The following is a 26,439-nucleotide window of genomic DNA, read 5'->3' as shown; positions in this document are numbered from 1 at the left end:
GAAGCAGAGACGACAGGTGACAGAAGCGATCCTCCTGGTCGGCGGCAAGGGCACGCGGCTGCGACCGCTCACGGTGCACACGCCCAAGCCCATGGTTCCGGCGGCCGGGGTGCCCTTCCTCACGCACCAGCTGGCGAGGGCGAGAGCGGCGGGCGTCGAGCACATCGTCCTGGCCACGTCCTATCTGGCCGAGGTCTTCGAGCCGTACTTCGGCGACGGGGCGGACCTGGGACTGCACATCGAGTACATGACGGAGGAGGAGCCGCTCGGCACGGGCGGCGCCATCCGGAACGCCGCGTCCCGGCTGCACTCGGGGCCGGACGAGCCGGTGCTGGTCTTCAACGGGGACATCCTGACGGGGCTGGACATCCGGGCGCTGGTGCGGACGCACGGGACGACCGGCGCGGACGTCTCGCTGCATCTGACGAAGGTGACGGACCCGCGGGCGTACGGGCTGGTGCCGACGGACGAGTCGGGGCGGGTACGGGCGTTCCTGGAGAAGCCGCAGACGCCGGAGGAGATCGTCACCGACCAGATCAACGCGGGGGCGTACGTCTTCCGCCGGTCGGTGATCGACACGATCCCGACGGGGCGGGTGGTGTCGGTGGAACGGGAGACGTTCCCGGGGCTGCTGGCGGCGGGGGCGCATCTGCAGGGGATGGTCGACTCCACGTACTGGCTGGACCTGGGGACCCCGGCGGCCTTCGTACGGGGCTCGGCGGATCTGGTGCTGGGCCGTGCGCCGTCGCCGGCGGTGCCCGGGCGCTGCGGGGACCGGCTGGTGCTGCCCACGGCGACCGTGGCACCGGACGCGAAGCTGGCGGGCGGGACGGTGGTGGGCGAGGGCGCGTTCGTGGCGGAGGGCGCGCGCGTCTTCGGCAGCACGATCCTGCCGGGGGCGGTGATCGAGCCGGGCGCGGTCATCACGGACTCGCTGATCGGTACGCGGGCACGGGTGGGCGAACGCTCGGTCCTCACCGGCACGGTCATAGGCGACGGGGCGGTCATCGGCCCCCGCAACGAACTCCGCGAGGGTGCCCGCGTCTGGTGCGACGCGACGATCCCGGCGGGCGCGGTCCGCTTCTCGTCCGACCAGTAGACGCCCGGGGCGGGTGAGGGCTTGCGTCCTGTGCCTGCGGCGCAGGTGGACATGCGCGGAGCGCCTGCGGTGCGCGGCTGGGTCGGGGGTGTCCGCCCTCGGACCGGCGCGGATCACGTTGCCCGGTGGGGCTGCGGGGCGCGGACGCGCCGGCCACTGCGGTCACCCCCGCCCCGTCCTCTCCCGCCGTACGCGGCTGCCGCTGCCGCGCTTCCGCTTCCGCGGGCAGTCGTGCCTCCCCCCGCTCGAGCGAAGCCGAGAGTGGGGGAGGGGGGCGCGACGGCACCCCGCAAGCGCCGGGCCGCGCGAACACCTCCCGGCCCGCGGCAACAGGGGGCGTCCCATAAAACGCACCGGCCCGCGCAGGCCCCAAAACGCACCGGCCCGCGCAGGCCCTCGGGCCCGCACCAACAAGGCACACCCGCAACGCGCCGGGCCGCGCCCGACCCGAACACCGGCCCAGCCGAACCTCAAAGCCGCCCGATGTCCCCGTACGGCATCCGCGGCGCCCGCCGCCCCGGCACCTTCCCGCTCAACAGAATCAACCGCGCGGCCCGATGCCGCTGCCCCGCATACGGCTCCAGCAGCGACAACATCACCGCGTCATCCGCATACCGGTCCCCCGCGAGCGCCCACCCCACGATCCCCGGCAGATGCAGATCCCCCACGGTCACCGCGTCCACCGCCCCGTGACTCCGCTGCACCGTCTCCGCCGACGTCCACGGCCCGATCCCCGACACCAGCTCCAACCGCGCCCGCGCCGCCTCCGGATCCGTCCCCACCGCCTCCTCCAGCCGCGCGGCGACCCGCACGGCCCGCAGAACCGTCGACGCCCGCTTGTCGTCGACCCCGGCCCGGTGCCACTCCCAGGAGGGGATCAGCGACCACGTCCGCGGCGCCGGCATCACCGACATCCGCTCCGGCGCGGGTCCGGGCGCCGGCTCCCCGTACTTCCGTACCAGCAGCCGCCACGCCCGGTACGCCTCCCCCGTCGTGACCTTCTGCTCCAGAATCGACGGAATCAGCGACTCCAGCACCAGCCCGGTCCGCGTCAGCCGCAGTCCCGGGCGCCGGTGCCGGGTCAGCGCCAGCAGCCTGTGCCGGGGCACGAAGGCGGACGGGTCGTCGGCGGCACCGAGCATCTCCGGCAGCTTGTCCAGGAGCCAGTCGGCGCCGGGCCCCCACGCCTCGCCCCGGATCTCGCCGGAACGCCCCGTCACCCGGAGCGTCCCCGGACCCGCCGGCGTCAGGCTGGCCCGCCAGACGGAACCGTCCGGCAGCGCCCGGAACGTCGGATCACCCGGCCCTCGTCGCAGCGGCCCGAGGACCAGCCCGAGGTCCAGGGGCCCCTCCGGCACCCACGTCCGTACGCGGGCCGGAGCCGGTGCCCGGCGGGGGATCACCCCGGGCACGGCGACCTGCCCGCCGCGCACTGTCGTACGGGTCGGGCGGGGAGCGAAACGTCCTGCCACGAGAGCTCCCAGGGGTGGAGGTGAAGCGGGGGCCGCTACGAGGGTAGACGCAGGCTCACCGCACCTCGATGAAACCGTCCGCGTCCCGCTCCGGCCGCGGGCGCGGGTCCTCCGCCGGGCGGCCGATCGCCACCGCGCCCATCGGGTCCCAGTCCGCCGGCAGGTCCAGGACCTCGCGGACCACCTCGCGGCAGAACATCGTCGACGACACCCACGCCGAGCCCAGCCGCTCCCCGGCCAGCGCGACCAGGAAGTTCTGCACGCCGGCGCCCGTGGCGACCACGAACATCTCCCGCTCCGCGCCGTCCCGCCGCGCGTCCCCGTAGGTGTGCGAGCCGTCCATGACCAGGCAGGGGACGACCAGGTACGGCGCGTTGCGCAGGACGTCGCCGCGGCGGACGCGCTTGGCGATCGCCTCCTCCGTCTTTCCGTCGCGGCGCAGGTCCGCGATCCAGGCCTCGCGCATGGCGTCCAGGAGACGGGTGCGGGACTCGGGCGACTCCAGCAGCACGAACCGCCACGGTGCGGTGTGGTGCGGGGCCGGTGCCGTGACCGCGGCGGCCACCGCGCGGCGTACGGCTCCGGGGTCGACCGGATCGTCCGTGAAGGCCCGCACCGTACGGCGCTGGGTCACCGCCTGGCGCACCGCCTCGGACGTGCCGAGGCGGAACATGTCGTCGCGCGCGCCGCGGACCATCGCCCGCGCGCCCTCGCCGTCGTCGGCCGCCACCACGTGCGGCAGTCCGCGGACCACGGCCACCGGCAGGCCGGACGCCTTGCCCTTGACCAGATCGCCCGCCGCGGCGAGCTCGTCGGCCGTGGCGACGACCGTGGCGCTGAGCGGATTGCCGTACGCGTCGGTGCCGCCGCGCAGGTCGTCCAGCACGCGGACGCCCGCCGCGCCGATCGCCACATCGGTCAGCCCCGCGCGCCAGGGGCGGCCGAAGGTGTCGGTGACGATCACGCCGACCTCGACGCCGAGGGCGTCGCGCAGGCCCTCGCGGACCGCCCGCGCGGAGGCGTCCGGGTCCTCGGGCAGCAGCAGGACCGTACCGGCGGGGGTGTTGGAGGCGTCGACTCCGGCCGCGGCCATGACCAGGCCCTGCCGGTTCTCGACGATGCGCAGGGAGCCGCGCCGGGCCACCACGCGCACCGTCTCCGCGTCGATCGCGGCCTCCCGGTCCGCCGCCTCGACGATCCGGCCCTCCGCCTTGGAGACGATCTTCGAGGTGACGAGGAGGACGTCGCCGTCGGACAGGTCCGGTGCGGCGGCCGCGATCAGCTTGGCCAGGTCGTCGCCCTCGCGGATCTCGGGCAGGCCCGCCACGGGCCAGACCCGGTAGCCCGTGCCGCTCATACCGCCCGGACCTCCTCCGCCAGCGTCAGCGCCTCCCGCGCCATCCGCGCGGCCGCGTCGACGTCGGTCATCATCAGCGGCACGGCCCGGCAGCGGATCCCGGCCGCCTCGACGCGCTCCACGCAGGCTGCGTCGACCGTGTCGACCAGCCAGCCGTCCAGCAGGCCCGAGCCGTAGTGCTCGGCCACCGCCGGGGCCGTGGACTCCACGCCGACGGCCGCCAGCACCTTGTCGGCCATGCCGCGCACGGGCGCGTCCCCGACGATCGGGGACAGGCCGATCACCGGCACGCCCGCGTCGGCGATCGCCTCCCGGATGCCGGGGACGGCGAGGATGGTGCCGACGGAGACCACGGGGTTGGACGGCGGGAAGAGGATCACGTCCGCCCCGGCGATCGCCTCCAGGACGCCCGGCGCCGGCTTCGCCTGCTCCGCGCCGACCGGCACGACCGCCTCGGCCGGCACCGAGGCCCGCAGCCGCACCCAGTACTCCTGGAAGTGGACCGCCTTGCGCTCGCCGTCCAGCTCCACGGCCACGTGCGTCTCCACGCGGTCGTCGGTCATCGGGATGAGGCGCACGCCGGGCTTCCAGCGGTCGCAGAGCGCCTCGGTCACCGCGCTGAGCGGGAATCCGGCGCCGAGCATCTGCGTCCGCACGATGTGTGTGGCGAAGTCCCGGTCGCCGAGCCCGAACCACTCCGGGCCGACGCCGTACGCCGCGAGCTCCTCCTTGAGGTGGAAGGTCTCGTCGGCCCGCCCCCAGCCCTGCTCCTCGTCGATGCCGCCGCCGAGCGTGTACATCACCGTGTCGAGGTCCGGGCAGACCTTCAGCCCGAAGAGGTGGATGTCGTCCCCGGTGTTGCCGATGACCGTGATGTCCGCGTCCGGCACGGCCCGCTTCAGACCGCGCAGGAAACGGGCACCGCCGATGCCGCCTGCCAGAACCACAATGCGCATGGGGCCATCCTTGCAGGCGGCTACGACATCGCGTCAGGCAGTCACCGGGCCGGGCGCCGTGCGCGCCTCGCAGTGGGGGGTGGTGTGCATGGGCATCTCGGTCAGGCCCGGGTGGTAGATGTGCAGGCTGACCGCGGGTTCCAGCGCGTCGTTGACGACCTCGTGCACGTAGCCCGGCGCGAACACGCGCTGCGCGCCGGCCGTCAACGCGCGCGTGCCGCGCGCGGTGCGCTCGGTCAGGGTGCCGTCCAGGACGGTGAGCACGCCGGAGGAGCGGCCGTGGCCGTGCGGTCCGCTGCCCTGGCCGGGCACCCAGGACAGCAGCCACACCTCGTAGCCGGGGCCGGTGCGCAGCCGGTGGTACCAGCGGCTGGTGGCGTCGTACTCGACGAGGTGCTCCCACTGGGAGCGGTCGGCGGCGATGGAGCGGGCCAGGCCGGCGAACTCGGCGACGGTGGCCGGGTGCTCGCGCGGGGGCTGGAGCAGGTGCGGGACTTCGAGGATGTCGCCGGCGATCTGGAGGTCGCTGTCGCTGTTCATGGATGCGGAGGTTCCTTGGCGGAGAAGCGGTGGGGGTGAGGGTGTCGCGTCGCGTGCGCCCGGGTCGCGGGCGGCGGCGAGGGGGCCCTGGTGGGAGCGAAGGAAACGAAAGGCCGGATCTGTGGCCCGGCGGGGCTGGAGCTACGGGAGGGAGCTCAACAGCCGGAACAGCGACAGCTACAGCGAGCGCGGGCAGCACCGAGGAACCCGGCGGAGCGGGTCGAGGTGAGTGCCGAATTCGCGAGCATGCCCACTAGGACAGCGGTTCACTCCTCCACTGTCAACTCGACGCCCGATATGTGGGACATGGTTCACCTCATCCGGTTCATCTCGCAGGTGAAAGGTTTGCTCAGTCGTTTACCGGGACACATGGTGCCCACGACCGGGCGCCCGTACGCCGTTGCGATCCCGTGATCCGACTGTGATCCGGTTCGCTCCGGTGCGGGTGTCGGAACGAGATCGATCCCCCGGGCGTCCTCCCCATGGAGGCTCCGTGTGGGGACGGAAGCCCTCGCGGGACCCACGCGTGTGTCAAGGTTTAGGACGATTTGAACACTTTCCGCTCGGCCTTGGTTCCGCAGAGTGAATAAGGGGCCCAATAGCAGATCTCGGCTTGACTCGCCCGGAGCAGCACACTTGTAATTTCACTCGTGTCGTTCAGCCGGGATCGGTAACGGCTGGATCACGGGGACGCGAAGGACGGACGAGGGGCGCACATGACCGAGCTGGTGCAGCAACTGCTGGTCGACGACGCGGACGAGGAGCTCGGCTGGCAGGAGCGCGCGCTGTGCGCCCAGACCGACCCCGAGTCCTTCTTCCCCGAGAAGGGCGGCTCGACCCGGGAGGCGAAGAAGGTCTGCCTCGCGTGCGAGGTCCGCTCCGAGTGCCTCGAGTACGCCCTCGCCAACGACGAGCGCTTCGGCATCTGGGGGGGACTGTCCGAGCGCGAACGCCGCCGGCTCAAGAAGGCCGCCGTCTGACCGACGGCGCGTCACAGCTGTACGCGTTTCTCCCGTCGTGCGCGTACACCGTGCTGATCGAGGGCCGGGACGGCGCGCGAACCTCCGTGCCCTGCCGTGTCGAACCGGGCCGGGTTCGACACGGCTGGTGCCGGCCGTCGGTCGTCGGCCGCGGAAGTCCTGCCGGGGCGCTGATCCCCAGGCGGTGTGAGCCGTGAATCCCCCTCCCCCGGCCGGGGGAGGATCCAATTCGTACATACGTCACTTCCCAGGCTCGTCGCAGGTGGGTTGTCCACAGGCGGCGGGCCGTTGTGTTGGCCAGCCGATAGTGTGGTCGCTCGTCCGAGACGCCCCGCTGCCCCCATCGGGCACAGGCGTTCCCCCCAGACCACCGAACCGGGGCCCGTACCTCGATGTCCGTGCACAGCCACACGGCAGCCCGGCAAGACCTCGCTGCCACACCTGAGTTCCCGCGTCACGTGGTGACCGCGGTCCTCGTCTCCCACGACGGCGCCCGCTGGCTGCCCGACGCGCTCGCCGGGCTGCTCGGCCAGGAGCGCCCCGTCCAGTTCGCCATGGGTGCCGACACCGGCAGCGCGGACGACTCCGCCCGGCTGGTCACCGAGGCCCTCGGTGACGAGCACGTGCTGCACCTCGCCCGGCGCACCGGCTTCGGCCAGGCGGTCGAGGAGTGCAACCGCAACGCCCCGCACCTCACGCCGGACGACCTGCCGTACCTGAAGCGGCCGAGCGGCTGGGACCCGGTCACCCGCAGCTGGCGCGACGACGCCTACGACCTGCCGGACCTCCCGCACGGGGAGCCGGTGCAGTGGCTGTGGCTGCTGCACGACGACTGCGCGCCCGAACCCGACGCGCTGGCCCAGATGCTGCGCGTCGTGGAGAACGAGTACGAGCTCGGCCGTGACGACGTCGCCGTCGTCGGCCCCAAGCTCCGCGGCTGGTACGACCGCAGGCAGCTCCTCGAGGTCGGCGTCTCCATCGCCAACTCCGGGCGCCGCTGGACCGGCCTGGACCGCCGCGAACAGGACCAGGGCCAGCACGACCACGTACGGACCGTGCTGTCGGTGTCCACCGCCGGCATGCTCGTCCGCCGCGACGTCTTCGACCGGCTCGGCGGGTTCGACCGGCACCTGCCCCTCATGCGCGACGACGTCGACCTGTGCTGGCGCGCCCACTCCGCGGGATACCGGGTCCTGATCGCCCCCGACGCGGTCGTCCGGCACGCCGAGGCCGCCTCCCGCGAGCGCCGCACCGTCGACTGCGTGGGCCGCACCGCCGCCTCCCCGCACAAGGTGGACAAGGCGGGCGCCGTCTACACCCTGCTCGTCAACGCCCGCACGGCCGCCCTGCCCTGGGTACTGCTGCGCGTCGTCCTCGGCACCCTGCTCCGCACCCTCGCCTACCTCGTCGGCAAGGTCCCCGGACAGGCCGTCGACGAGATCCGCGGCCTCATGGGCACCCTGCTGAGGCCCGAACGGATCCTCGCCGGGCGGCGTCACCGCGGCAGCCCGGGGACCGACAAGGGCGAGATGCGGCCGCTGTTTCCGCCGCCCGGCGCGACCGTCCGCGTCACCGTGGAACAGGTCGCGGGCAGTCTCGTCGGCCGCTCCGACCCCGAAGCCGCCTCCGGCGCGGGACGCCACGGCGGCACCGCCGAGCCGGGACCCGGCGGCGACGACGCCGACTTCCTGGAGGTCGAGCAGTTCGCCCGCCTCAAGCGCATCGCCCGCAAGCCCGGCCCGGTGCTCTTCCTGGTGCTGCTGCTCGTCTCCCTCGCGGCCTGCCGCCAGCTCCTCGGCGGTGACGCGCTCGCCGGCGGCGCCCTGCTCCCCGCGCCCGCCGATGCCGGTGAGCTGTGGGCCCGCTACACCGACGCCTGGCACACCGTGGGCGCCGGCGGCACCGGATCCGCACCGCCCTACCTGGCGATCGTCGCGGCCTTCGCCTCCCTCCTGCTCGGCTCCACCGGCCTCGCCGTCACGATCCTCCTGGTCTGCTCGGTACCGCTGGCCGGCCTCACCGCGTACTTCGCCTCCCGCCCGCTCGTCGAGTCCCGGCTGCTGCGCGCGTGGGCGGCCGTCGCCTACGCCTTCCTGCCCGCCGCGACCGGCGCCCTGGCCGGCGGCCGCATCGGCACCGCCGTACTCGCCGTGCTGCTGCCGCTGATCGCCCGCGCGGGCATCGCCGCGAGCGGCCTCACGCAACCCGGGGGCACCCGCGGCAGTTGGCGCGCCACCTGGGCGTACGCCCTGCTGCTGACGGTCACCACGGCGTTCACCCCGATCGTGTGGCCCATCGCCCTCGTCCTCGGCGTCGGCGTACTGGCCCTGCGCAGGAGTGACATCCCGGCCTACGGACTGCGCTTCCTGGCCCAGCTGGGCACCCCCCTGCTGGTCCTCGCCCCGTGGTCGCTCTCCCTCCTCCCGCTCGGCTTCTTCCGGGAAGCGGGCCTGGAGTACGGCCCCTCCGCCGCCTCCGCCCTCGACCTGCTCGGCGCGAGCCCGGGCGGCCCGGGCACCGTCGGCGGCCTGGTGCTCATCGGCCTGGTGCTCGCCGCACTCGCGGCCCTGCTCCGCTCCGAACGCCGGACGGCGATCCTCACCGCGTGGGCGGCCGCCCTGGTGGGCCTCGTCTTCGCGGTCCTGTCCAACAACTCCACCTGGGCGGGCCCCGCGACCCTCGTCTACGGCATCGCCGTCCTGGCCGCCGCCACGCTCGGCGCCGACGGGGCACGCGCGCGTGTCGCCGAGCAGAGCTTCGGCTGGCGCCAGCCGGTCGCCGCGCTGATCGCCCTCGCCTGCGCGGTCGGCCCGCTGGTCGCCGTCGCCGGCTGGATGATCCGCGGCGCCGACGGGCCCGTGGAACGGCGCGACCCCGTCCAGGTGCCCGCGTTCGTCGCCGAGGAGAGCGGCACCCGGGACCAGGCGCGCACCCTTGTCCTCGACAGCGACTCCACCGCACAGGTCGACTACGTCCTGGTCCGCGGCTCCGGCGCCCGCATGGGCGACGCGGAGATCGCCGCGGTGGACGGCGAGAACACCGGGCTCGACAAGGTCGTCGCCAACCTCGTCGCCGGCTCCGGCGCCGACCAGGCCGACCAGCTCGGCGGCTTCGCCGTCCGCTACGTCCTCGTCCACCCGGGCGCACCGCGCGAGGTCACCCGCGTCCTGGACGCCACCCCGGGCCTGTCCCGGCTCAGCCAGCAGGCGGGCGGCGCGCTGTGGCGGGTGGACCGGCAGGTCTCCCGCGCGAGCATCGTCCCCGCCGAGGACGGCGACGCCGAGCCCGTGCCCGTCGCCGCCGGGCCGGTCGACATCCACACCGAGATCCCGGACGGCGCGGAGGGCCGCGTCCTCCGCCTCGCCGACACCGCCGCCGACGGCTGGACCGCCACCCTCGACGGCAAACCGCTGACCCGCGTCACGGTCGACGGCTGGGCCCAGGGCTTCCAGCTCCCCGCCTCCGGCGGCACGCTGGACGTCACCTACGACGACCCGGTCACCCGCACCGCCTGGCTGTGGGCCCAGGGCCTGCTCGCCGTCGTCCTCGTCGTCATGGCCCTGCCGGGCCGCCGCCGCGACATCGACGACGACCTGCCCGAGGAACCGGCCGTCCCCGCCGAGGCCATGGCCGGCGAGGGCCGCCGCGCCCGCCGCCTGCGCGCCCAGGCCGAGGCCGAGGCGGAGTCCGCCGCCGGAGGACCGGGCGCCGACGAGGGCTTCCCCGCCCCGCCCGGGCAGCCGCCCGCCACCGTCCCGCAACAGCCCGACCACGGCGACTGGGACGCGGCGGCGCAGTACCCGAACGCCTACCCGGACGAGCAGTACCAGCAGTACCCGGCGGACGCCTACGGCCGGCCCTACCCTGCGGAGGCCTACCCCCAGGGCGGCGAGTACGACCCGTACGCCTACGGCACCCAGCAGACGCCGTACGACCAGACCTACGCACAGGGCTACGACCAGAACTACACCCAGGGCTACGACACGTCGTACGACCCCCACGGCACGGGCAGTGAGCGTCCCGACGGGAGCCAGCAGTGAACCGCACCACCCTGTCCCTGATCGCGGGCGTGACCGCGCTCGCCGCCGTCACCGGCTTCGCCGCGGTGTCCTCACCGGACGCCAAGGCCACGGACGGGACGGCGGAGGCGGCGGCCCACCTCCCCGTGGAACGCACGAGCCTGGTGTGCCCCCCGCCGAGCACCTCCGACCTGGCCGAGACGACGTACACGTCCTTCACCCCGGTCACGAAGGGCGCGGAGGCCGAAGGCAGGGCCGGACTCCAGCCCGTCACGGAGCAGAAGCCGGACGGGTCGAAGACCGAGGACGACAAGGACGCCAAGTCCGAGAAGCCCCTCCTGGAGCCCGAGGACCCCGGCAAGCCGGTCACCGGGGAGACGACCGGCGGCGAGTCCCCCGCCCTCCTCGGCACCGCCGAGGGCCGCTTCGCGCCGGGCTGGACCGTGCAGGAGACGACCACAGTCACCGCGGGCACGGGCCGGGGCATGCACGGCGTCACCTGCACGGCTCCGGACACGGAGTTCTGGTTCCCCGGCGCGAGCACCGACGCCGACCGCACCGACTACGTCCACCTGACCAACCCCGACGACTCGGCGGCGGTCGTGGACATCGAGCTCTACGGCAAGGACGGTGCGCTCAAGACGACGGTGGGGGAGGACATCACGGTCCAGCCGCACTCCGCCGAGCCGGTCCTGCTCTCGACGCTCACCGACGAGAAGCAGACCGATGTGACCGTGCACGTGGTGGTCCGCAGCGGCCGGGTCGGCGCCGCCGTGCAGGCCCTGGACGCCAAGCGGGGCGGCGACTGGCTGCCCGCGTCGGCCGAGCCGTCCGGCAGCCTGGTCCTGCCCGGCATCCCGAAGGACGCCACCGCCGTACGCCTGGTCGCCTTCACCCCCGGTGACGCCGACGTCGACCTGAAGGTGCGCCTCGCCTCCCCCTCCGGCCTGATCACGCCAGCCGGCCACGACACCCTCCACGTGAAGGGCGGCATGACGACGGCCGTCGACCTGGACGACCTCACGCGTGGTGAGGCGGGTTCCCTGGTCCTGACGACGGCGGACGACTCCGTCCCGGTCGTGGCGGCGGCACGGGTGCTGCGCGGCGAGGGCGACGACCAGGAGTCGGCCTTCGTCCCGGCCGCACGACCGGTCGGCACGCGTGCCACGTCCGTGGACAACACGGCCAAGGGCACGACGCTCTCGGTGACGGCTCCCGGGGGCACGGCGAAGATCAAGGTCACGGCCTCGGCGGGCACCGAGGGCGGCACGGAGGCCGTGAAGACGTACACGATCAAGTCGGGCACGACGCAGGACATCGAGGCTCCGCTGCCGGAGGGGGCGAAGGGCACGTACGCCCTCACGGTGGAACCCCAGTCGGGCGCACCGGTCTACGCGTCCCGGACGCTGACGGCGACGGAGAACGACGTTCCGTTCTTCACGGTCCAGCTCCTCCCGGACGACCGGGGCATGGTCGCGGTACCGAAGTCGACCGAGGACCTGTCGATCCTGCAGAGGTAACCGCCGCTCCCGCGGGCAGTCGTGCCGCTGAGGCGGCACGGGTGGGCGGTGGGGTACCTCCCGCTCGAGCGAAGTCGAGAGCGGGGGAGGCACCCCGCCAACGCCGGGCTGTGTGTCACCCCCCGGCCCGCCCCGACGCGCGGCACGCTGCAGGAGCCGGGTGCGTAACCCCACGCACGCCCGCGCCCGCTCCCAATCCCCGGTCAGTCCTCCCCGTACCGTGGATCCACCGTCTCCGGCGTCAGCCCCAACAACTCCGCCACCTGCTCGACCACGACCTCGTGCACGAGAGCCGCCCGCTCGTCCCGCCCCTTGGTGCGGATCTCCACCGGCCGCCGGTACACCACCACCCGCGCCGACCGCCCCTCACGAGCGGCCACGGTCCCACCCAGCGGCACCGGCTCGTCGCTCCAGGCGCTTCCGTCCAGCCTCGGCACGTCCAGCACCAGGAAATCGATGTCGGCCAACTGCGGCCACCGTCGTTCCAGCCGCTCCACGGAGTCCTGCACGAGATCCGCGAACGTCTCCGCACGGCTCGCGGCGAGCGGCACCTGAGGAGGTGCGATCGGGCCGCGCATGCCCCGGCCGTGGCGGTCACGACGTCGGGGCCCGGGGCCGGGTCCGGCGGCACGGGGCGTCACAGAGCTGTCCATCACTGCGAAGCGTAGTCGTCACGTCGCCACCCCGCCCGACCCCCGTACGCCTTCCGGCCGACCCGCACGGCATGTCACAACATGACCATTCCAGCCAAGGTTGAGATCGATTCCGCATCTCTCCGAGACCGGTGACCTCAAGGCAATTGACGGTGTTTGTACCAACTGGTGACCGAAATCAGTACCGGCGAATCCCCCGAACCTCCGCGTCGAACCAGGTCAGCAAGGTACCCCCAAAGGGGCATGTGAGGCATTTCATGCCGCGACACGGTGGAGTGACCTGATGGAGAGTCGTCGCGGCCCGCTCAAGAGTGCGGTACCGTCCAACATCGTGAGCCCTGTACGTCGCTGTTCGCGCACCGCCTGCGGCCGTCCCGCCGTCGCGACGCTGACGTACGTCTACGCCGACTCGACCGCGGTCCTCGGCCCGCTCGCCACCTACGCCGAACCCCACTGCTACGACCTGTGCGCGGAACACTCCGAGCGCCTCACCGCGCCGCGCGGCTGGGAGGTCGTCCGTCTGCTCGACGGTTCGGCCCCGGCCCAGCCCAGCGGAGACGACCTGGAAGCGCTTGCGAACGCGGTGCGAGAGGCGGCCCGTCCCCAGGAGCGGGCGGCGGGAGCGGGCGGCGGGTCCCGCACCGCGGACCCCATGGAGGTCGCACGCCGCGGCCACCTGCGCGTACTCCGTTCCCCGGACAACTGACCGGACGGGTCTCCCGCCCCGCACCTCGAGCACCCCGTGAACCCCCCGCACGCCCATTGACGCCTACTTGTCGCGGACACGACCATTTCTTGGAACGCGGCGAGAAATCGCTTTCGCATGGCGGAATCCGGGAGGCGCCCGTGTACGTCCAGGAACTGGAACCCGTCGCCGGCTCGCTCGGCCTCTCCGCCCTGGTGGCGGCCCTGCCACTCGTGATCGTCCTGGTCCTGCTCGGCGGCGTCCGGATGAAGGCGCACCTCGCGGGCCTGACCGGCCTGCTGGCGGCCGTCCTGGTGGCCTGTCTGGCGTACGGCATGCCGCTGGGCCAGACGCTCTCCGGCGGCGTCCAGGGCGCCTTCTTCGGCGTCTTCCCCATCATGTGGATCGTCATCAACGCCCTGTGGGTCTACCGGATGACCGTCCGCACCCGCCACTTCGACATCCTCCGCCGTTCCTTCGGCCGCCTCTCCGACGACCCCCGCATCCAGGCACTCGTCATCGCGTTCTGCTTCGGCGCCCTCCTGGAGGCCCTCGCCGGGTTCGGCGCCCCCGTCGCGATCTCCGCCGTGATGCTGGTGGCCCTCGGCTTCGACCCCGTGCGCGCCGCCGTGGTCGCGCTGGTCGCCAACACCGCGCCGGTGGCGTTCGGCGCCATGGGCACACCGGTCGTCACGCTCGCCCAGGTCACCGGCCTGCCGCTGGACTCCGTGGCGTCCGTCGTCGGCCGTCAGACCCCGTTGCTGGCCCTGGTGGTGCCCCTCGTGCTGGTCTGGCTGGTGGACGGACGCCGCGGCCTGCGCGAGACCTGGATCCCCGCACTGGTCTGCGGAGCCGCCTTCGCCGTGGCGCAGTTCGCCGCCTCCAACTACGTCTCCGCGCAGCTCGCCGACATCGGCGCCGCCCTGGCCGGCGCGGGCGCCCTGGTCGCCGTACCGCACGCGCGCGTGCCCGCCACCGAGTCCGTACGAACCTCCGTACTGACCGGCGCGCGCAGCGAGGAACTGGACGAGGAGGACCCGCGCGGCGAGGTGGTACGGGCCTACGCCCCGTACGCGCTGATCGTCGCGGTCTTCTCCGTCGCCCAGATCCCGGCGGTGAAGGACTGGCTCGCCGGTGCCACCCGGACCTACGACTGGCCCTTCCTGCACGTGGCGGGCCCGGACGGAGAGCCCGTCGGCGGCAACGTGTTCACCTGGCCGATCGTCTCCACCGGCGGCACCCTCGTCCTGTTCGCGGGGGTGCTCACGACGGCGGTGATCGGGGTGCACGCGCGCGCGGCGGTCAAGGAGTGGCTGGCGACGGTCCACGAACTGCGGTTCGCGATCCTCACGGTGACGTCCGTCCTGGCCCTGGCCTACGTCATGAACCTCTCGGGCCAGGCGGCGACCATCGGCCACTTCGTGGCCGCGGCCGGGGCCGGCCTCGCCTTCCTGTCCCCGGTCCTCGGCTGGTTCGGGGTCGCCGTCTCCGGCTCGGACACCTCCTCCAACGCCCTCTTCGGCGCCCTCCAGGTGACCGCCGCCCAGCAGTCCGGCCTCTCCCCCGACCTGCTCGCCGCCGCCAACAGCTCCGGCGGTGTCCTCGGCAAGATGATCTCGCCGCAGAACCTCACCATCGCCTGCGCGGCCGTCGGACTGGCGGGCCGCGAGGGCGACCTGCTGCGCAAGGTGCTGCCCTGGAGCCTCGGCCTGCTGCTCGTGATGTGCCTGATCGTGGTGGGCCAGAGCACGGCGGTACTCGACTGGATGCTGCCCTGAGCGTCCGCGACGTGCGGAAGTCCGTTCGGTGGCCCCGACCGGAGTGTCACCCTCTACGGGTAGTTTGTGGTGACCGACAGGACTTCCGGAAGGGTTGGCCGTGGCTGCTGATCTGTCGCAGATCGTCAAGGCGTACGACGTGCGCGGAGTCGTCCCCGACCAGTGGGACGAGTCCCTGGCCGAACTCTTCGGCGCCGCCTTCGTCCGGGTGACCGGCGCGAGCGCCGTCGTCACCGGCCACGACATGCGGCCGTCGTCCCCCGGGCTGTCGGGCGCCTTCGCGCGCGGGGCCGCCGCCCAGGGCGCCGACGTCACCGAGATCGGCCTGTGCTCCACGGACCAGCTCTACTACGCCTCGGGCGCCCTGGACCTCCCCGGCGCGATGTTCACCGCGTCCCACAACCCGGCGCGGTACAACGGCATCAAGCTGTGCCGCGCGGGCGCGGCGCCGGTCGGCCAGGACACGGGCCTGGCGGAGATCCGGGAACTCGTCGAGCGGTGGAGCGGGTCGGGCGTCCCGGAGCCGACGGCCGGCACCCGGGGAACGATCACCCGGCGCGACACGTTGGACGACTACGCGGCCCACCTGCGCTCGCTCGTCGACCTCACCTCGATCCGCCCCCTGAAGGTCGTCGTCGACGCGGGCAACGGCATGGGCGGGCACACGGTCCCGACGGTCTTCGCCGGACTGCCGCTCACCCTCGTCCCGATGTACTTCGAACTCGACGGCACCTTCCCCAACCACGAGGCCAACCCCCTCGACCCGGCCAACCTCGTCGACCTGCAGAGGCGGGTCCGTGAGGAGGGCGCCGACCTCGGCCTCGCCTTCGACGGCGACGCCGACCGCTGCTTCGTCGTCGACGAGCGGGGCGAACCGGTCTCCCCGTCCGCGATCACCGCCCTGGTCGCCTCCCGCGAGCTGGCGCGCAACGGCGGCAAGGGCACGATCATCCACAACCTGATCACGTCCTGGTCGGTCCCCGAGGTCGTACGGGAGAACGGCGGCACCCCCGAGCGCACCCGCGTGGGCCACTCCTTCATCAAGGCCGAGATGGCCAGGACCGGAGCGATCTTCGGCGGCGAGCACTCCGCGCACTACTACTTCCGCGACTTCTGGAACGCCGACACGGGCATGCTGGCCGCCCTGCACGTCCTCGCCGCCCTCGGCGGCCAGCAGGGCACGCTTTCGGCCCTGGTCGCCCAGTACGACCGCTACGCGGGCTCCGGCGAGATCAACTCCACGGTCGACGACCAGACCGCCCGCCTCGCCGCGATCAGGGCCGCGTACGAGGGCCGCGACGGCATCACCCTCGACGAACTGGACGGCCTCACCGTCACCTCCACCGACTGGTGGTTCAACGTCCGCCCCTCCAACACGGAACCCCTCCTCCGCCTGAACGCGGAGGCCCGGGACGAGGCGACGATGACCAAGATCAGGGACGAGGCCCTGACGATCATCAGGTCATAACCACACCGACCGCGGGCAGCCACCCCGCGCCCCGCGATCCGTGCCGCCCCCTCGCCCTCCGCGGGCAGTCGTGCCGCCCCTTCGCCCTCCGCGGGCAGCCGCGCCGCATTCCTCGCCCTCCGCGGGCAGTCGTGCCGCTGGGGCGGCACGGGTGGGCGCGACGGCACCCCGCAAGCGCCGGGCCGCGCAACCCCACCCCCGGCCCACACCAACGCGGCGCGCCCACCAAACGCCGGGCCGCGAGCCCCACCCCGGCGCCGATCACCGCATCACCCCGCCCACCCCGCCACCCACCCCCCACCGGCGGTACCCTGACCAGCACATCCACCCAGCGAAGGGACCCCCATGCCACTCGAAGCCGGCCTCCTGGAGATCCTCGCCTGCCCGGCCTGCCACTCCCCCCTCAAGGAGCAGGACACCGAGCTGATCTGCACCGGCCAGAACTGCGGCCTGGCCTACCCCGTCCGCGACGGCATCCCCGTACTCCTCGTCGACGAGGCTCGCCGCCCCGCGTAACCGCCGCCCGCGCACCCGGCACCTCGCGCACCCCGCGCACCCGGCGCCCCACGCACCGACGACGCCCCGCCGATCGGATATCGGAGCCTGCCGCCCATGCTCGACGAATCGCTGCTCGACTCACCGGAGGGCCTCGCCGAGGCCGACCGCCGCGCCCTGCTCCGCGGCGCCGCCGAAGCCGGCGCCCGCGTCCGCACCGCCGCACGGTACGCCGCCGAGGCCGGCGTCAACGACCTGAAGCCCGACGGCCGTCCCCGCGCCGTACTCATCGCCGGCCCCGGCGCCGCCGCCACCCAGACCGCCGACCTCCTCGGCACCCTGGCCGGCGCCGGCAGTCCCGTCACCCGCCTCGCACCCACCGGCGTCGCCCCCGCGGCAGGCGCCCTGCGCTGGGAACTGCCCGGCTGGGCCGGTTCCGTGGACCTGCTCCTCATCGCCACCCCGGACGGCACCGAACCGGGCCTGTCCCTGCTCTCCGAGCAGGCCTACCGCCGCGGCTGCACCGTCGTCGCCGTCGCCCCCGCCCGCACCCCGCTCGCCGAGACGGTGAACGGCTCCGTCGGCCTGTTCGTCCCCATGGCCACCGCGCCCTACGACCAGGACGAACCCCTCGCCGCCTCCGCCCCCGGCGTCCTGTGGGCGCTGCTCACCCCGCTGCTCGCGCTCCTGGACCGCACCGGCCTGCTCACCGCCCCGCCGGACGCCCTGGAGAAGATCGCCGACCGCCTCGACGGAATCGCCGAACGCTGCGGACCGGCCATCGCGACGTACAGCAACCCCGCCAAGACCCTGGCCGCCGAAATCGCCGACGCGCTCCCCGTCGTATGGACCGAAGGGGTCTCAGCCGGGCCGGCAGGCCGCCGCTTCGCCGCCGCCCTCGCCGAACTCTCCGGCACCCCCGCCGTCGTCGCCGAACTCCCCGAGGCGCTCGCCGCGCACAGTGCCCTGCTGGCCGGCCGGCTCGCCGCCGGCGCGGACCCGGACGACTTCTTCCGCGACCGCGTGGAGGAAGCACCCGCCCTGCACGCGCGCGTGGTGCTGCTCCGCGACCGGCCCGCCGGCGGCCTCACCGCCGCCCCCGCCGCCCGTGACCTGGCGCTCACCCACGACACGCCGATCAGCGAGCTGGAACCGGAGGCGGGCGGTGAACTGGAGACCCTCGCGGAACTGATCGCCGTCACGGATTTCGCCGCCGTTTACCTGGCGCTCGCCTCGGGAGCCTGATCATGCCCGGGACCCCCTGATCCTCCCTCCGCGCAGACGCACGACACGCACCACACCGCGCGCCCGCACGAGAACCGGCAGAAGGAACGCAGAGAACCCCATGGACCGCCTCGACAACACCATCCGCCCCTACGCCTGGGGTTCCACCACCGCCCTCCCGCGGCTGCTCGGCACCGAACCGACCGGCGAGCCGCAGGCGGAGATGTGGATGGGCGCCCACCCCGGCGCGCCCTCGCGCACCGACCGGGGCACGCTCGTCGAGGTCATCGACGCCGACCCGGAGCGGGAACTCGGCCCGGACGCGGTCGCCAAGTTCGGCCCCCGCCTGCCCTTCCTGCTCAAACTCCTCGCCGCCGGAGCCCCGCTCTCCCTCCAGGTCCACCCCGACCTGGCCCAGGCGAAGGAGGGCCACGCGGACGAGGAGCGCCGCGGCGTCCCCGTCACCGCCCCGCACCGCAACTACAAGGACGCCAACCACAAGCCCGAACTGATCTGCGCCCTCACCGAGTTCGACGGCCTGTGCGGCTTCCGCGACCCGCAGCGCGCCGCGGAACTCCTCGACGGCCTCGGCGTCGACTCCCTCAAGCCGTACGTCGACCTGCTGCACGCCCACCCCGAAGAGGCGGCCCTGCGCGAGGTCCTCACCGCGATCCTCACCGCCGACCCCGAGGCGATGGCCCGCACGGTCGCCGAGACCGCCGCCGCCTGCGACCGCCTCGGCGGCGACTACGCCCCGTACGCCGACATCGCCCACCACTACCCGGGCGACCCCGGTGTCATCGCCGCGATGCTCCTCAACCACGTCCGGCTCCAGCCCGGCGAGGCGCTCTTCCTCGGCGCCGGCGTCCCGCACGCCTACCTCGACGGCCTCGGCGTCGAGATCATGGCCAACTCCGACAACGTCCTGCGCTGCGGCCTGACCCCCAAGCACGTCGACGTCCCCGAACTCCTGCGCATCGTCCGCTTCGAGGCCGGCGACCCCGGCGTGCTGCGCCCGGAGGCGGGCCCGGACGGCGAGGAGGTCTACGAGACCCCCATCGACGAGTTCCGCCTCTCCCGCTACGTCCTCCCCGCGGGCGGCGCCGGCCACGACCTCACGCTGACCACCCCGCAGATCCTGCTCTGCACCGCCGGCTCCGTACGAGCGGGCGAGCACGAACTGACGCCCGGCACCTCCGTGTTCGTCCCTTCGGGTGAAAAGGCCGAAGTGTCGGGTACCGGAACCCTGTTCAGGGCCACCGTCGTCGCCTGATCACCCCGTGACGGCGACCTGACACACCGTCGCCGAACCGGGCTGCAACAATGGCCCACCGTCAAAGGACGGGCGAAGTCCCGGGCAGGCGTGCACCCACCCCTGTCCGGGCCCCACACGGCGTACGAAGGGACAACGCGAACACATGAGCGCGTCAGGCGGCACCAAGGCGATCGTGGCGGCACTCGCCGCCAACCTCGCGATCGCGGTAGCGAAGTTCGTGGCGTTCATCTTCAGCGGCTCGTCATCGATGCTCGCTGAGTCCGTCCACTCGCTCGCCGACTCCGGCAACCAGGCCCTGCTCCTCGTCGGAGGCAAGAAGGCACAGCGCCGGGCCACCCCGCAGCACCCCTTCGGCTACGGCCGGGAGCGCTACATCTACGCCTTCCTCGTCTCCATCGTGCTGTTCTCGGTCGGTGGCATGTTCGCCCTCTACGAGGGCTACGAGAAGATCAAGCACCCGCACGAGCTGGAGCACTGGTACTGGCCGGTCGGCGTCCTGGTCTTCGCGATCATCGCCGAGTGCTTCTCCTTCCGCACCGCCATCAAGGAGTCCAACGTCCTGCGCGGCCAGCGCTCCTGGAAGGAGTTCGTCCGCCACGCCAAGGCGCCCGAGCTGCCGGTCGTCCTCCTGGAGGACCTCGGCGCGCTCGTCGGCCTGATCCTCGCCCTCGGCGGTGTCGGCATGGCCCTGGCCACCGGCGACAGCGTCTGGGACGGCATCGGCACCCTCTGCATCGGCGTCCTGCTCATCCTGATCGCCCTGGTCCTCGCCGCCGAGACGAAGTCGCTGCTGCTCGGGGAGGCCGCGGGCGCCGAGGAGACCCAGAAGATCGAGGCCGCCGTCGTCGACGGCGACACCGTCACCCGCATCATCCACATGCGCACCCTCCACATCGGCCCTGAGGAGCTGCTGGTCGCCGCGAAGATCGGCGTCCGGCACGACGGCACGGCCACCGAGATCGCCTCCGCCATCGACGCCGCCGAGTCCCGCATCCGCGACGCCGTCCCGATCGCCCGGGTGATCTACCTCGAGCCCGACATCTACAGCGAGACCGAAGCCGCCAAGGGCGCCGACCCCGAGGCCACCCCCGGCGGCCCCACCTCGGCCGACACCGCTCACTGAGTCCCGCCCCGCCGGGACCCGCAGGACCTCACGACGGAGGGGCCCGCCACCACGGCGGGCCCCTCCGTCGTGTCCGGGGCGGGGCTCAGAGGTGCGCGGGCCACAACTCCGTGTCGAACTCCGCAGGCCGCCGTCGCCTGGTCCGCCCCGCGAACACACCGATCAGACCCGCGATCGCCAGCAGCAGCCCGAACAGCGTCGCCCCGGCGAGCAGCACCACACCCAGGCGGTCCTCCGTCACCCGGCCCCGCACCGCCTCCGCGGGCACCGCGCCCCCGTGGTCGTCGGCGAAGAAGCGGGAGTCCCGCGCGTTCAGACGGTGGTCGCCCAGCAGGAACAGCCGCCCCTGCGGCACCCGGACCTCGTACCGCTGCGGAACGGGACCGTTGGCGTCCCCGTCCTTGACGTACGGCTCCTCCGACGTCCTGCCGTTCACCGTGAGCCGCCGCGCGGACCCCTCGCCCTCGCAGCACACGATCCGGTCACCGCCCACCCCGATGACCCGCTGCATGACGAGCCCGCCTCCCGGATAGCGGTCGGGCGCCGAGAACAGCACCACGTCACCGCGCCGCACCTCGTCCCCGTCCACACGCGCGTAGACGACGTCGTCACCGAGCCGGTACGTCGGCGCCATGCTCTCGCCCCGCACGTCGGCCATCCCGTAGTTCAGCCGCAGAGCCCCCAGGGACGCCACCACCGACAGCAGCCCCGCCGCGAGCATCACCCATCCCGCGACCAGCGTTCCCCGCCCCGTGTCCATGCCCGAACCCCTCCCCGCACGGCCCGTCCGCGCGGGGTGAGGCTAGCGGCCCACTCGGACGACGGCCGCGGGGGACCGGGGACGGGACGCTCGCCAGATCGGCCTGATGTGTACGCGGACGGACTGGGGCCGGCCGGGCCCGGCGGTGTAGCTTGGGACGGAGCCAGACGTCGCTGCTGATGGCGGTCGGGCGGTCCACCGCGGACCGGCCGAGGGAGAGAGGGCCTCCGACGGACTGCGCTGCGCGCACGCGGGCATGCCTGTGTCCTCCTCGGGCACCCCTGTGTCCGCCGCCGCGCAGACCAGCCGTACCCACCTCGACCCACACCCCGAGGAGCAGCCCGTAATGACGACTGTCGACAACCGACAGGACTTCAAGGTCGCCGACCTCTCCCTGGCCGAGTTCGGCCGCAAGGAGATCACCCTCGCCGAGCACGAGATGCCCGGCCTGATGGCGATCCGCAAGGAGTACGCCGACGCCCAGCCCCTGGCCGGCGCCCGTGTCACCGGCTCCCTGCACATGACCGTGCAGACCGCCGTCCTCATCGAGACCCTGGTCGCCCTCGGCGCCCGGGTCCGCTGGGCGTCCTGCAACATCTTCTCCACCCAGGACCACGCCGCGGCCGCCATCGCCGTCGGCCCGGACGGCACGCCCGACAACCCGCAGGGCGTCCCGGTCTTCGCCTGGAAGGGCGAGACCCTCGAGGAGTACTGGTGGTGCACCGAGCAGGCGCTGACCTGGCCGGACAGCCCCACCGGCGGCCCCAACATGATCCTCGACGACGGTGGTGACGCCACCCTCCTCGTCCACAAGGGCGTCGAGTACGAGAAGGACGGCAAGGCCCCCTCGCCCGACACCGCCGAGTCCGACGAGCACCGCGTCATCCTCGAGCTGCTCAACCGCACCCTGGGCGAGAACCCGCAGAAGTGGACCCAGCTCTCCTCCGAGATCCGCGGCGTCACCGAGGAGACCACGACCGGCGTCCACCGCCTGTACGAGATGCAGCGCGACGGCACCCTCCTGTTCCCGGCGATCAACGTCAACGACGCCGTCACCAAGTCGAAGTTCGACAACAAGTACGGCTGCCGCCACTCCCTGATCGACGGCATCAACCGCGCCACCGACACCCTGATCGGCGGCAAGACCGCGGTCGTGTGCGGCTACGGCGACGTGGGCAAGGGCTGCGCGGAGTCCCTGCGCGGCCAGGGCGCCCGCGTGATCATCACCGAGATCGACCCGATCTGCGCCCTGCAGGCCGCGATGGACGGCTACCAGGTCACGACGCTCGACGAGGTCGTCGACAAGGCCGACATCTTCGTCACCACGACCGGCAACAAGGACATCATCATGGCCACCGACATGGCCAAGATGAAGCACCAGGCCATCGTCGGCAACATCGGCCACTTCGACAACGAGATCGACATGGCCGGCCTCGCCAAGATCCCCGGCATCGTCAAGGACGAGATCAAGCCGCAGGTCCACACCTGGACCTTCCCCGACGGCAAGAAGATCATCGTCCTCTCCGAGGGCCGCCTGCTGAACCTGGGCAACGCCACCGGCCACCCGTCGTTCGTGATGTCCAACTCCTTCGCGGACCAGACCCTGGCCCAGATCGAGCTGTTCACCAAGCCCGACGAGTACCCGACCGGCGTCTACGTGCTGCCCAAGCACCTCGACGAGAAGGTCGCCCGCCTCCACCTCGACGCGCTCGGCGTCAAGCTGACCACGCTCCGCCCGGAGCAGGCCGAGTACATCGGCGTGCAGGTCGAGGGCCCGTTCAAGTCGGACCACTACCGCTACTGAGCCCACGCTCCCACCGCGGGGAGTCCGTCCGCGCACGGACGGACTCCCCGGCAGCAGGTCCTCCGAGGCAGGCCCCCGCACCCCCGTGTCGGGGGCCTGCCCCATGCGCGGACCGGCGACCGGCCCAGCCCGTCACGACCCAGGACCCCCATGCCCCGCGGCCGCTATTCGCTCCACGATCCGCACGATCACACCCCCCTCGCGGAAGAGCACTTCCACTGCGCCCCCGGCCCCTCCGGCTGGCGCTACGTCTCCCAGCTCACCGCCCCCTCAGGCGATCACCTGGGCTCGGTCGACCTCGCCCTCGACGAACTCGGCCGCCCCATCCGCCTCGAACTCCACGCCGCGAGCTGGCAGGTCCGCGGCGCCGCCCTCGACGGCGTCACCTGGGTCCGTACCGACCCCACCGGGACCCACGCCACCGAAGGCAATGTGCGCGCCCACGCCTTCACCGGCTCGTCCCCCGCCTTCCTCGTCGCCACCGCCCGCCTCCTGCGCCTCACCCCCTCGGCCCCCGCCACCCGCGTACGCCTCGTCGCCTTCACGGACCCGGTCCTCGCCCCGCGCACCCTGGACCAGTCCTGGGCGCTGGTGAAAAGAGAAGCACACGCCACTGACAACGGCCCCCTGACCGTGGACGAATACCAGGTCACAGCCCTGGACACGGGCGAGCAGCACTCCGTGCACCTCGCCGGGGACGTGGTCCTCGCGGCCCCCGGCATCGAACTGGAGGACCTCGAATCACCACCGTCGGTCTTCGACTGACCGGCGCCCGCCGAAGGCACCTACGCCGGCGGGGCGAACCCCGTCGACGGCCGATCGGCCGTCGATCCCCCCTGCTGCGGCGGGACGGCCCGCTCCCCGCGCACCACGGCTCCCGGACCCGCCGACGGATACGCAGCCGACCGCACATCCGGCGCGACGGCCGCGGCGGGATGCACCGGCGGGGCAGGGGAACCCGCCGGACCAGCCGTACCCATGGGTCCGCCACCCCCGGCCGGCCCGTGCCCGAACGCCCGCCGGGCCTCCCGGGCCTGCCGCTCCTGCACCACCGCCGCGAGATACGCCGCAGGCGGCACCCCCGGCGGCACCGGCGCCCCCGTGCGCTCGGCCAGGTCCGCGGCCAGCCGCTCCGCCATCGACCAGCCGACCTGCGGATCGAGCTGCCCCATCCGCGTCAGGTACTGCCGGACGGCGAGCCACAGACCATCGGGCACCGCCGACAGGTCGAGCCCCGAGAAACGCCCGGCCAACCACGGCGGAGGCGGCGGCACGAACCCCGCCTGCCCGACCGGCACCCGCTCCCGCACGACGAGAGCCCCCGCGAACACATCCCCGAGCCGTCGTCCCCGCGCCGAAACCAGAGAAGCGATACAGGCCACGACCCCGAGCGTCATCAGGATCTCGATCACACCGATCAGGCCCCGCACCAACGCGTGCCGGAACCGGATCGGCCCCCCGTCGTCCCGCACCACCCGCAGCCCGCAGGCCATCTTCCCGAGCGACCGCCCATGGCTGAGCGTCTCGACCAGGATCGGCCCACCGACCAGCACGAGGACGAACAAGGCGATCGAGATCGCCGTCTGCGCCGCCTCGTCCAACGAAGCCGTGGCAGCCACCAGAGCGATGGTCACCGCGACATAGGCGGCCACGGCCACCACCAGATCGAGCAGCACGGCCAGTGCCCTGCTGGGCAGCCTCGCGGGGCGCAGCTCCAACGCCACCGCCTCGCCCGTCACCAGCTCACTCACGCCCGCCGCCCTTCCCTGGCCTGCCCCGAACACCGCCAGTCTGCCAAGCTGATGACACATCGCGCCGCAGTACGACCAGCCGATCAAGCAGATCATCCATCCACCGGTCGGGCCGACCGCCGACGAACAGCCGAGGAGCAGGCACACCGATGGACCTCGACGTCTTCGTCTCCGCCCACCGCGCGGAGTGGGACCGCCTCGACGCCCTGCTCCGGCGCCAGCGCCGCCTCACCGGGGCGGAGGCCGACGAACTCGTCGTCCTCTACCAGCGCACGGCCACCCATCTCTCCCTGATCCGGTCGGCCGCTCCCGACCCGCAGCTGACCGGCCGGCTCAGCCAACTGGTGGCACGCGCGCGCAGTGCCGTGACCGGCGCCCGCCGCGCCTCCTGGCGGGACGTCACGCGCTTCCTGTCCCACAGCTTCCCGGCCGCCGTCTACAAGTCACGCCACTGGTGGGTGCCCACGGCGCTCCTCTCCACAGCCGTCGCGGCACTCCTCGGCTGGTGGATAGGCACCCACCCCGAAGTGCAGGCGTCCATAGCGGCCCCCAGCGAGCTGCGTGAGCTCACCCGTCCCGGCGGCCAGTACGAGACGTACTACTCGAGCCATCCCGCGACTTCCTTCGCCGCCCAGGTCTGGACGAACAACGCGTGGGCCGCGGCCCTCTGCCTGATCCTGGGTGTCTTCCTGGGCCTGCCGGTCCTCTGGATCCTCTTCCAGAACATGCTCAACCTGGGCGTCGGCTTCGGTCTGATGTCCTCCGCCGGCCGTCTCGACACCTTCCTCGGCCTCGTCCTGCCGCACGGCCTCCTGGAACTCACCGCGGTCTTCGTCGCAGCCGGAACCGGCCTCCGCCTCGGTTGGACCGTCATCGACCCGGGTCCCCGCACCCGACGCACGGCCTTGGCGGCGGAAGGCCGGGCGGCCCTGGCCATGGCGATCGGCCTCGCCCTGGTCCTCTTCGTCTCCGGCGCCATCGAAGGCTTCGTCACCCCATCGGGCCTGCCCACCTGGGCGCGCATCACCATCGGAGTCCTCGCCGAGCTGGCCTTCCTGGCCTACGTCTATGTCCTGGGCGGCCGTGCGGCGCGGGCCGGCGAGACCGGCGACCTGGAGGCGACCGAACGCAGCGCCGACGTGCCCACGGCTGCCTGATGTGCGTGAGGGGCCGCTGAGCTGCTAGTCTTCTCTTCGCCCCGCAGGAGCCGTTGACACGGAGCAGGCGGGGAGGTAGATTCAAACAGTTGCCTGGAGACGGGGTCTGACCCGGAAGGCGACAGTGAGCATCTGTCAGCTTCTCATCGAAACGCTGATTTCGAAGAAGCACCTCCCGATAAATCGGAAAACGAAGGCCGGTCAATCCGCCCTGAAACTTCTGATAAAGTCGGAACCGCCGGAAAGGGAAACGCGGAAGCGGGAACCCGGAAAGCACCGAGGAAATCGGATCGGAAAGATCTGATAGAGTCGAAAACGCAAG

The 26,439-nt window shown here is 72.9% G+C and carries 21 protein-coding genes; 14 read left to right on the top strand and 7 right to left on the bottom strand.

Annotated elements, in window-relative coordinates; genetic code table 11:
* The first annotated feature begins 16 nt into the window (after nt 1-16).
* On the top strand, nt 17-1,099 hold the full coding sequence (locus AB0A94_RS12170) for an NDP-sugar synthase (RefSeq protein WP_361742713.1): 1,083 nt from the start codon (nt 17-19) through the stop codon (nt 1,097-1,099).
* 470 nt (nt 1,100-1,569) lie between these two features.
* Here AB0A94_RS12170 and AB0A94_RS12165 read toward each other — a convergent pair whose 3' ends face one another.
* The 4 genes from AB0A94_RS12165 to AB0A94_RS12150 are packed head-to-tail and all read right to left on the bottom strand — an operon-like array spanning nt 1,570 to nt 5,424.
* A complete protein-coding gene (locus AB0A94_RS12165) occupies nt 1,570-2,571 on the bottom strand; it encodes a DNA-3-methyladenine glycosylase 2 family protein (RefSeq protein ID WP_361742710.1) in 1,002 nt (333 codons plus the stop codon).
* A 55-nt stretch (nt 2,572-2,626) separates the two neighbouring features.
* A complete protein-coding gene (locus tag AB0A94_RS12160; RefSeq protein ID WP_361742707.1) occupies nt 2,627-3,928 on the bottom strand; it encodes a coenzyme F420-0:L-glutamate ligase in 1,302 nt (433 codons plus the stop codon).
* On the bottom strand, nt 3,925-4,884 hold the full coding sequence (gene cofD / locus AB0A94_RS12155; RefSeq protein ID WP_217129871.1) for a 2-phospho-L-lactate transferase: 960 nt from the start codon (nt 4,882-4,884) through the stop codon (nt 3,925-3,927). The genes AB0A94_RS12160 and cofD overlap by 4 nt, the downstream gene beginning before the upstream one ends.
* Before the next feature lie 33 nt (nt 4,885-4,917).
* Entirely contained in the window at nt 4,918-5,424 is a 507-nt protein-coding gene (locus tag AB0A94_RS12150; protein WP_361742704.1) for a cysteine dioxygenase family protein, read from the bottom strand.
* Between the two features lie 716 nt (nt 5,425-6,140).
* Here AB0A94_RS12150 and AB0A94_RS12145 point away from each other — a divergent pair.
* From AB0A94_RS12145 to AB0A94_RS12135, 3 genes are all read left to right on the top strand, one after another.
* Nucleotides 6,141-6,404: a WhiB family transcriptional regulator gene (locus AB0A94_RS12145; RefSeq protein ID WP_003975777.1), complete on the top strand. Its 264-nt coding sequence runs from the start codon at nt 6,141-6,143 to the stop codon at nt 6,402-6,404.
* Nucleotides 6,405-6,796: 392 nt separating this feature from the next.
* Nucleotides 6,797-10,444 carry a glycosyltransferase gene (locus AB0A94_RS12140; RefSeq protein WP_361742701.1) on the top strand — a complete coding sequence of 1,216 codons (3,648 nt, stop codon included), beginning with the start codon at nt 6,797-6,799 and terminating at the stop codon, nt 10,442-10,444.
* Nucleotides 10,441-11,943, top strand: a complete 1,503-nt coding sequence (locus AB0A94_RS12135; RefSeq protein WP_361742698.1) for a DUF5719 family protein — start codon at nt 10,441-10,443, stop codon at nt 11,941-11,943. Before AB0A94_RS12140 ends, AB0A94_RS12135 begins: the two co-directional genes overlap by 4 nt.
* Before the next feature lie 203 nt (nt 11,944-12,146).
* On the opposite strand, the gene AB0A94_RS12130 is transcribed toward AB0A94_RS12135, so the two are convergent.
* Nucleotides 12,147-12,596: a metallopeptidase family protein gene (locus AB0A94_RS12130; RefSeq protein ID WP_217129875.1), complete on the bottom strand. Its 450-nt coding sequence runs from the start codon at nt 12,594-12,596 to the stop codon at nt 12,147-12,149.
* Nucleotides 12,597-12,879: 283 nt separating this feature from the next.
* On the opposite strand from AB0A94_RS12130, the gene AB0A94_RS12125 reads away from it, so the two are divergent.
* The 7 genes from AB0A94_RS12125 to AB0A94_RS12095 all read left to right on the top strand — a co-directional run bounded on the left by AB0A94_RS12125 (nt 12,880) and on the right by AB0A94_RS12095 (nt 20,645).
* Nucleotides 12,880-13,302, top strand: a complete 423-nt coding sequence (locus AB0A94_RS12125; protein WP_040907000.1) for a DUF3499 domain-containing protein — start codon at nt 12,880-12,882, stop codon at nt 13,300-13,302.
* A gap of 140 nt (nt 13,303-13,442) precedes the next feature.
* On the top strand, nt 13,443-15,059 hold the full coding sequence (locus AB0A94_RS12120) for an L-lactate permease (protein WP_361742695.1): 1,617 nt from the start codon (nt 13,443-13,445) through the stop codon (nt 15,057-15,059).
* A gap of 100 nt (nt 15,060-15,159) precedes the next feature.
* Nucleotides 15,160-16,527: a phosphomannomutase/phosphoglucomutase gene (locus AB0A94_RS12115; protein ID WP_361742692.1), complete on the top strand. Its 1,368-nt coding sequence runs from the start codon at nt 15,160-15,162 to the stop codon at nt 16,525-16,527.
* Nucleotides 16,528-16,872: 345 nt separating this feature from the next.
* The gene (locus tag AB0A94_RS12110) at nt 16,873-17,043 is read left to right on the top strand and encodes a Trm112 family protein (RefSeq protein ID WP_217131152.1); all 171 of its coding nucleotides are present in this window, start codon (nt 16,873-16,875) and stop codon (nt 17,041-17,043) included.
* Between the two features lie 96 nt (nt 17,044-17,139).
* Nucleotides 17,140-18,267: an SIS domain-containing protein gene (locus AB0A94_RS12105; RefSeq protein ID WP_361742689.1), complete on the top strand. Its 1,128-nt coding sequence runs from the start codon at nt 17,140-17,142 to the stop codon at nt 18,265-18,267.
* Between the two features lie 100 nt (nt 18,268-18,367).
* Complete coding sequence (gene manA / locus AB0A94_RS12100; RefSeq protein ID WP_361742686.1) at nt 18,368-19,519, top strand: mannose-6-phosphate isomerase, class I; 1,152 nt, start codon at nt 18,368-18,370, stop codon at nt 19,517-19,519.
* 145 nt (nt 19,520-19,664) lie between these two features.
* Nucleotides 19,665-20,645, top strand: coding sequence for a cation diffusion facilitator family transporter (locus tag AB0A94_RS12095; RefSeq protein ID WP_361742683.1), 981 nt, complete (start codon nt 19,665-19,667; stop codon nt 20,643-20,645).
* An 85-nt stretch (nt 20,646-20,730) separates the two neighbouring features.
* On the opposite strand, the gene lepB is transcribed toward AB0A94_RS12095, so the two are convergent.
* Entirely contained in the window at nt 20,731-21,405 is a 675-nt protein-coding gene (gene lepB, locus AB0A94_RS12090; protein ID WP_361742680.1) for a signal peptidase I, read from the bottom strand.
* A 346-nt stretch (nt 21,406-21,751) separates the two neighbouring features.
* Here lepB and ahcY point away from each other — a divergent pair, with 346 nt between their 5' ends.
* Nucleotides 21,752-23,209 (top strand): adenosylhomocysteinase, encoded by a 1,458-nt coding sequence (gene ahcY, locus AB0A94_RS12085; RefSeq protein ID WP_361742677.1) that lies wholly within the window; start codon nt 21,752-21,754, stop codon nt 23,207-23,209.
* Nucleotides 23,210-23,359: 150 nt separating this feature from the next.
* Nucleotides 23,360-23,974, top strand: a complete 615-nt coding sequence (locus AB0A94_RS12080) for a hypothetical protein (RefSeq protein WP_217131158.1) — start codon at nt 23,360-23,362, stop codon at nt 23,972-23,974.
* Between the two features lie 20 nt (nt 23,975-23,994).
* On the opposite strand, the gene AB0A94_RS12075 is transcribed toward AB0A94_RS12080, so the two are convergent.
* On the bottom strand, nt 23,995-24,960 hold the full coding sequence (locus AB0A94_RS12075; protein WP_361743220.1) for an RDD family protein: 966 nt from the start codon (nt 24,958-24,960) through the stop codon (nt 23,995-23,997).
* A gap of 149 nt (nt 24,961-25,109) precedes the next feature.
* On the opposite strand from AB0A94_RS12075, the gene AB0A94_RS12070 reads away from it, so the two are divergent.
* Nucleotides 25,110-26,117: a stage II sporulation protein M gene (locus tag AB0A94_RS12070; RefSeq protein ID WP_361742674.1), complete on the top strand. Its 1,008-nt coding sequence runs from the start codon at nt 25,110-25,112 to the stop codon at nt 26,115-26,117.
* Nucleotides 26,118-26,439 lie beyond the last annotated feature (322 nt).

It is taken from the genome of Streptomyces sp. NPDC044984, from assembly GCF_040646935.1.
In the GTDB taxonomy this organism is placed as follows: Bacteria; Actinomycetota; Actinomycetes; order Streptomycetales; family Streptomycetaceae; genus Streptomyces.
The sequence above is the reverse complement of the archived record's forward strand: the minus strand, read 5'-3'. Positions and strand labels throughout refer to the sequence as shown.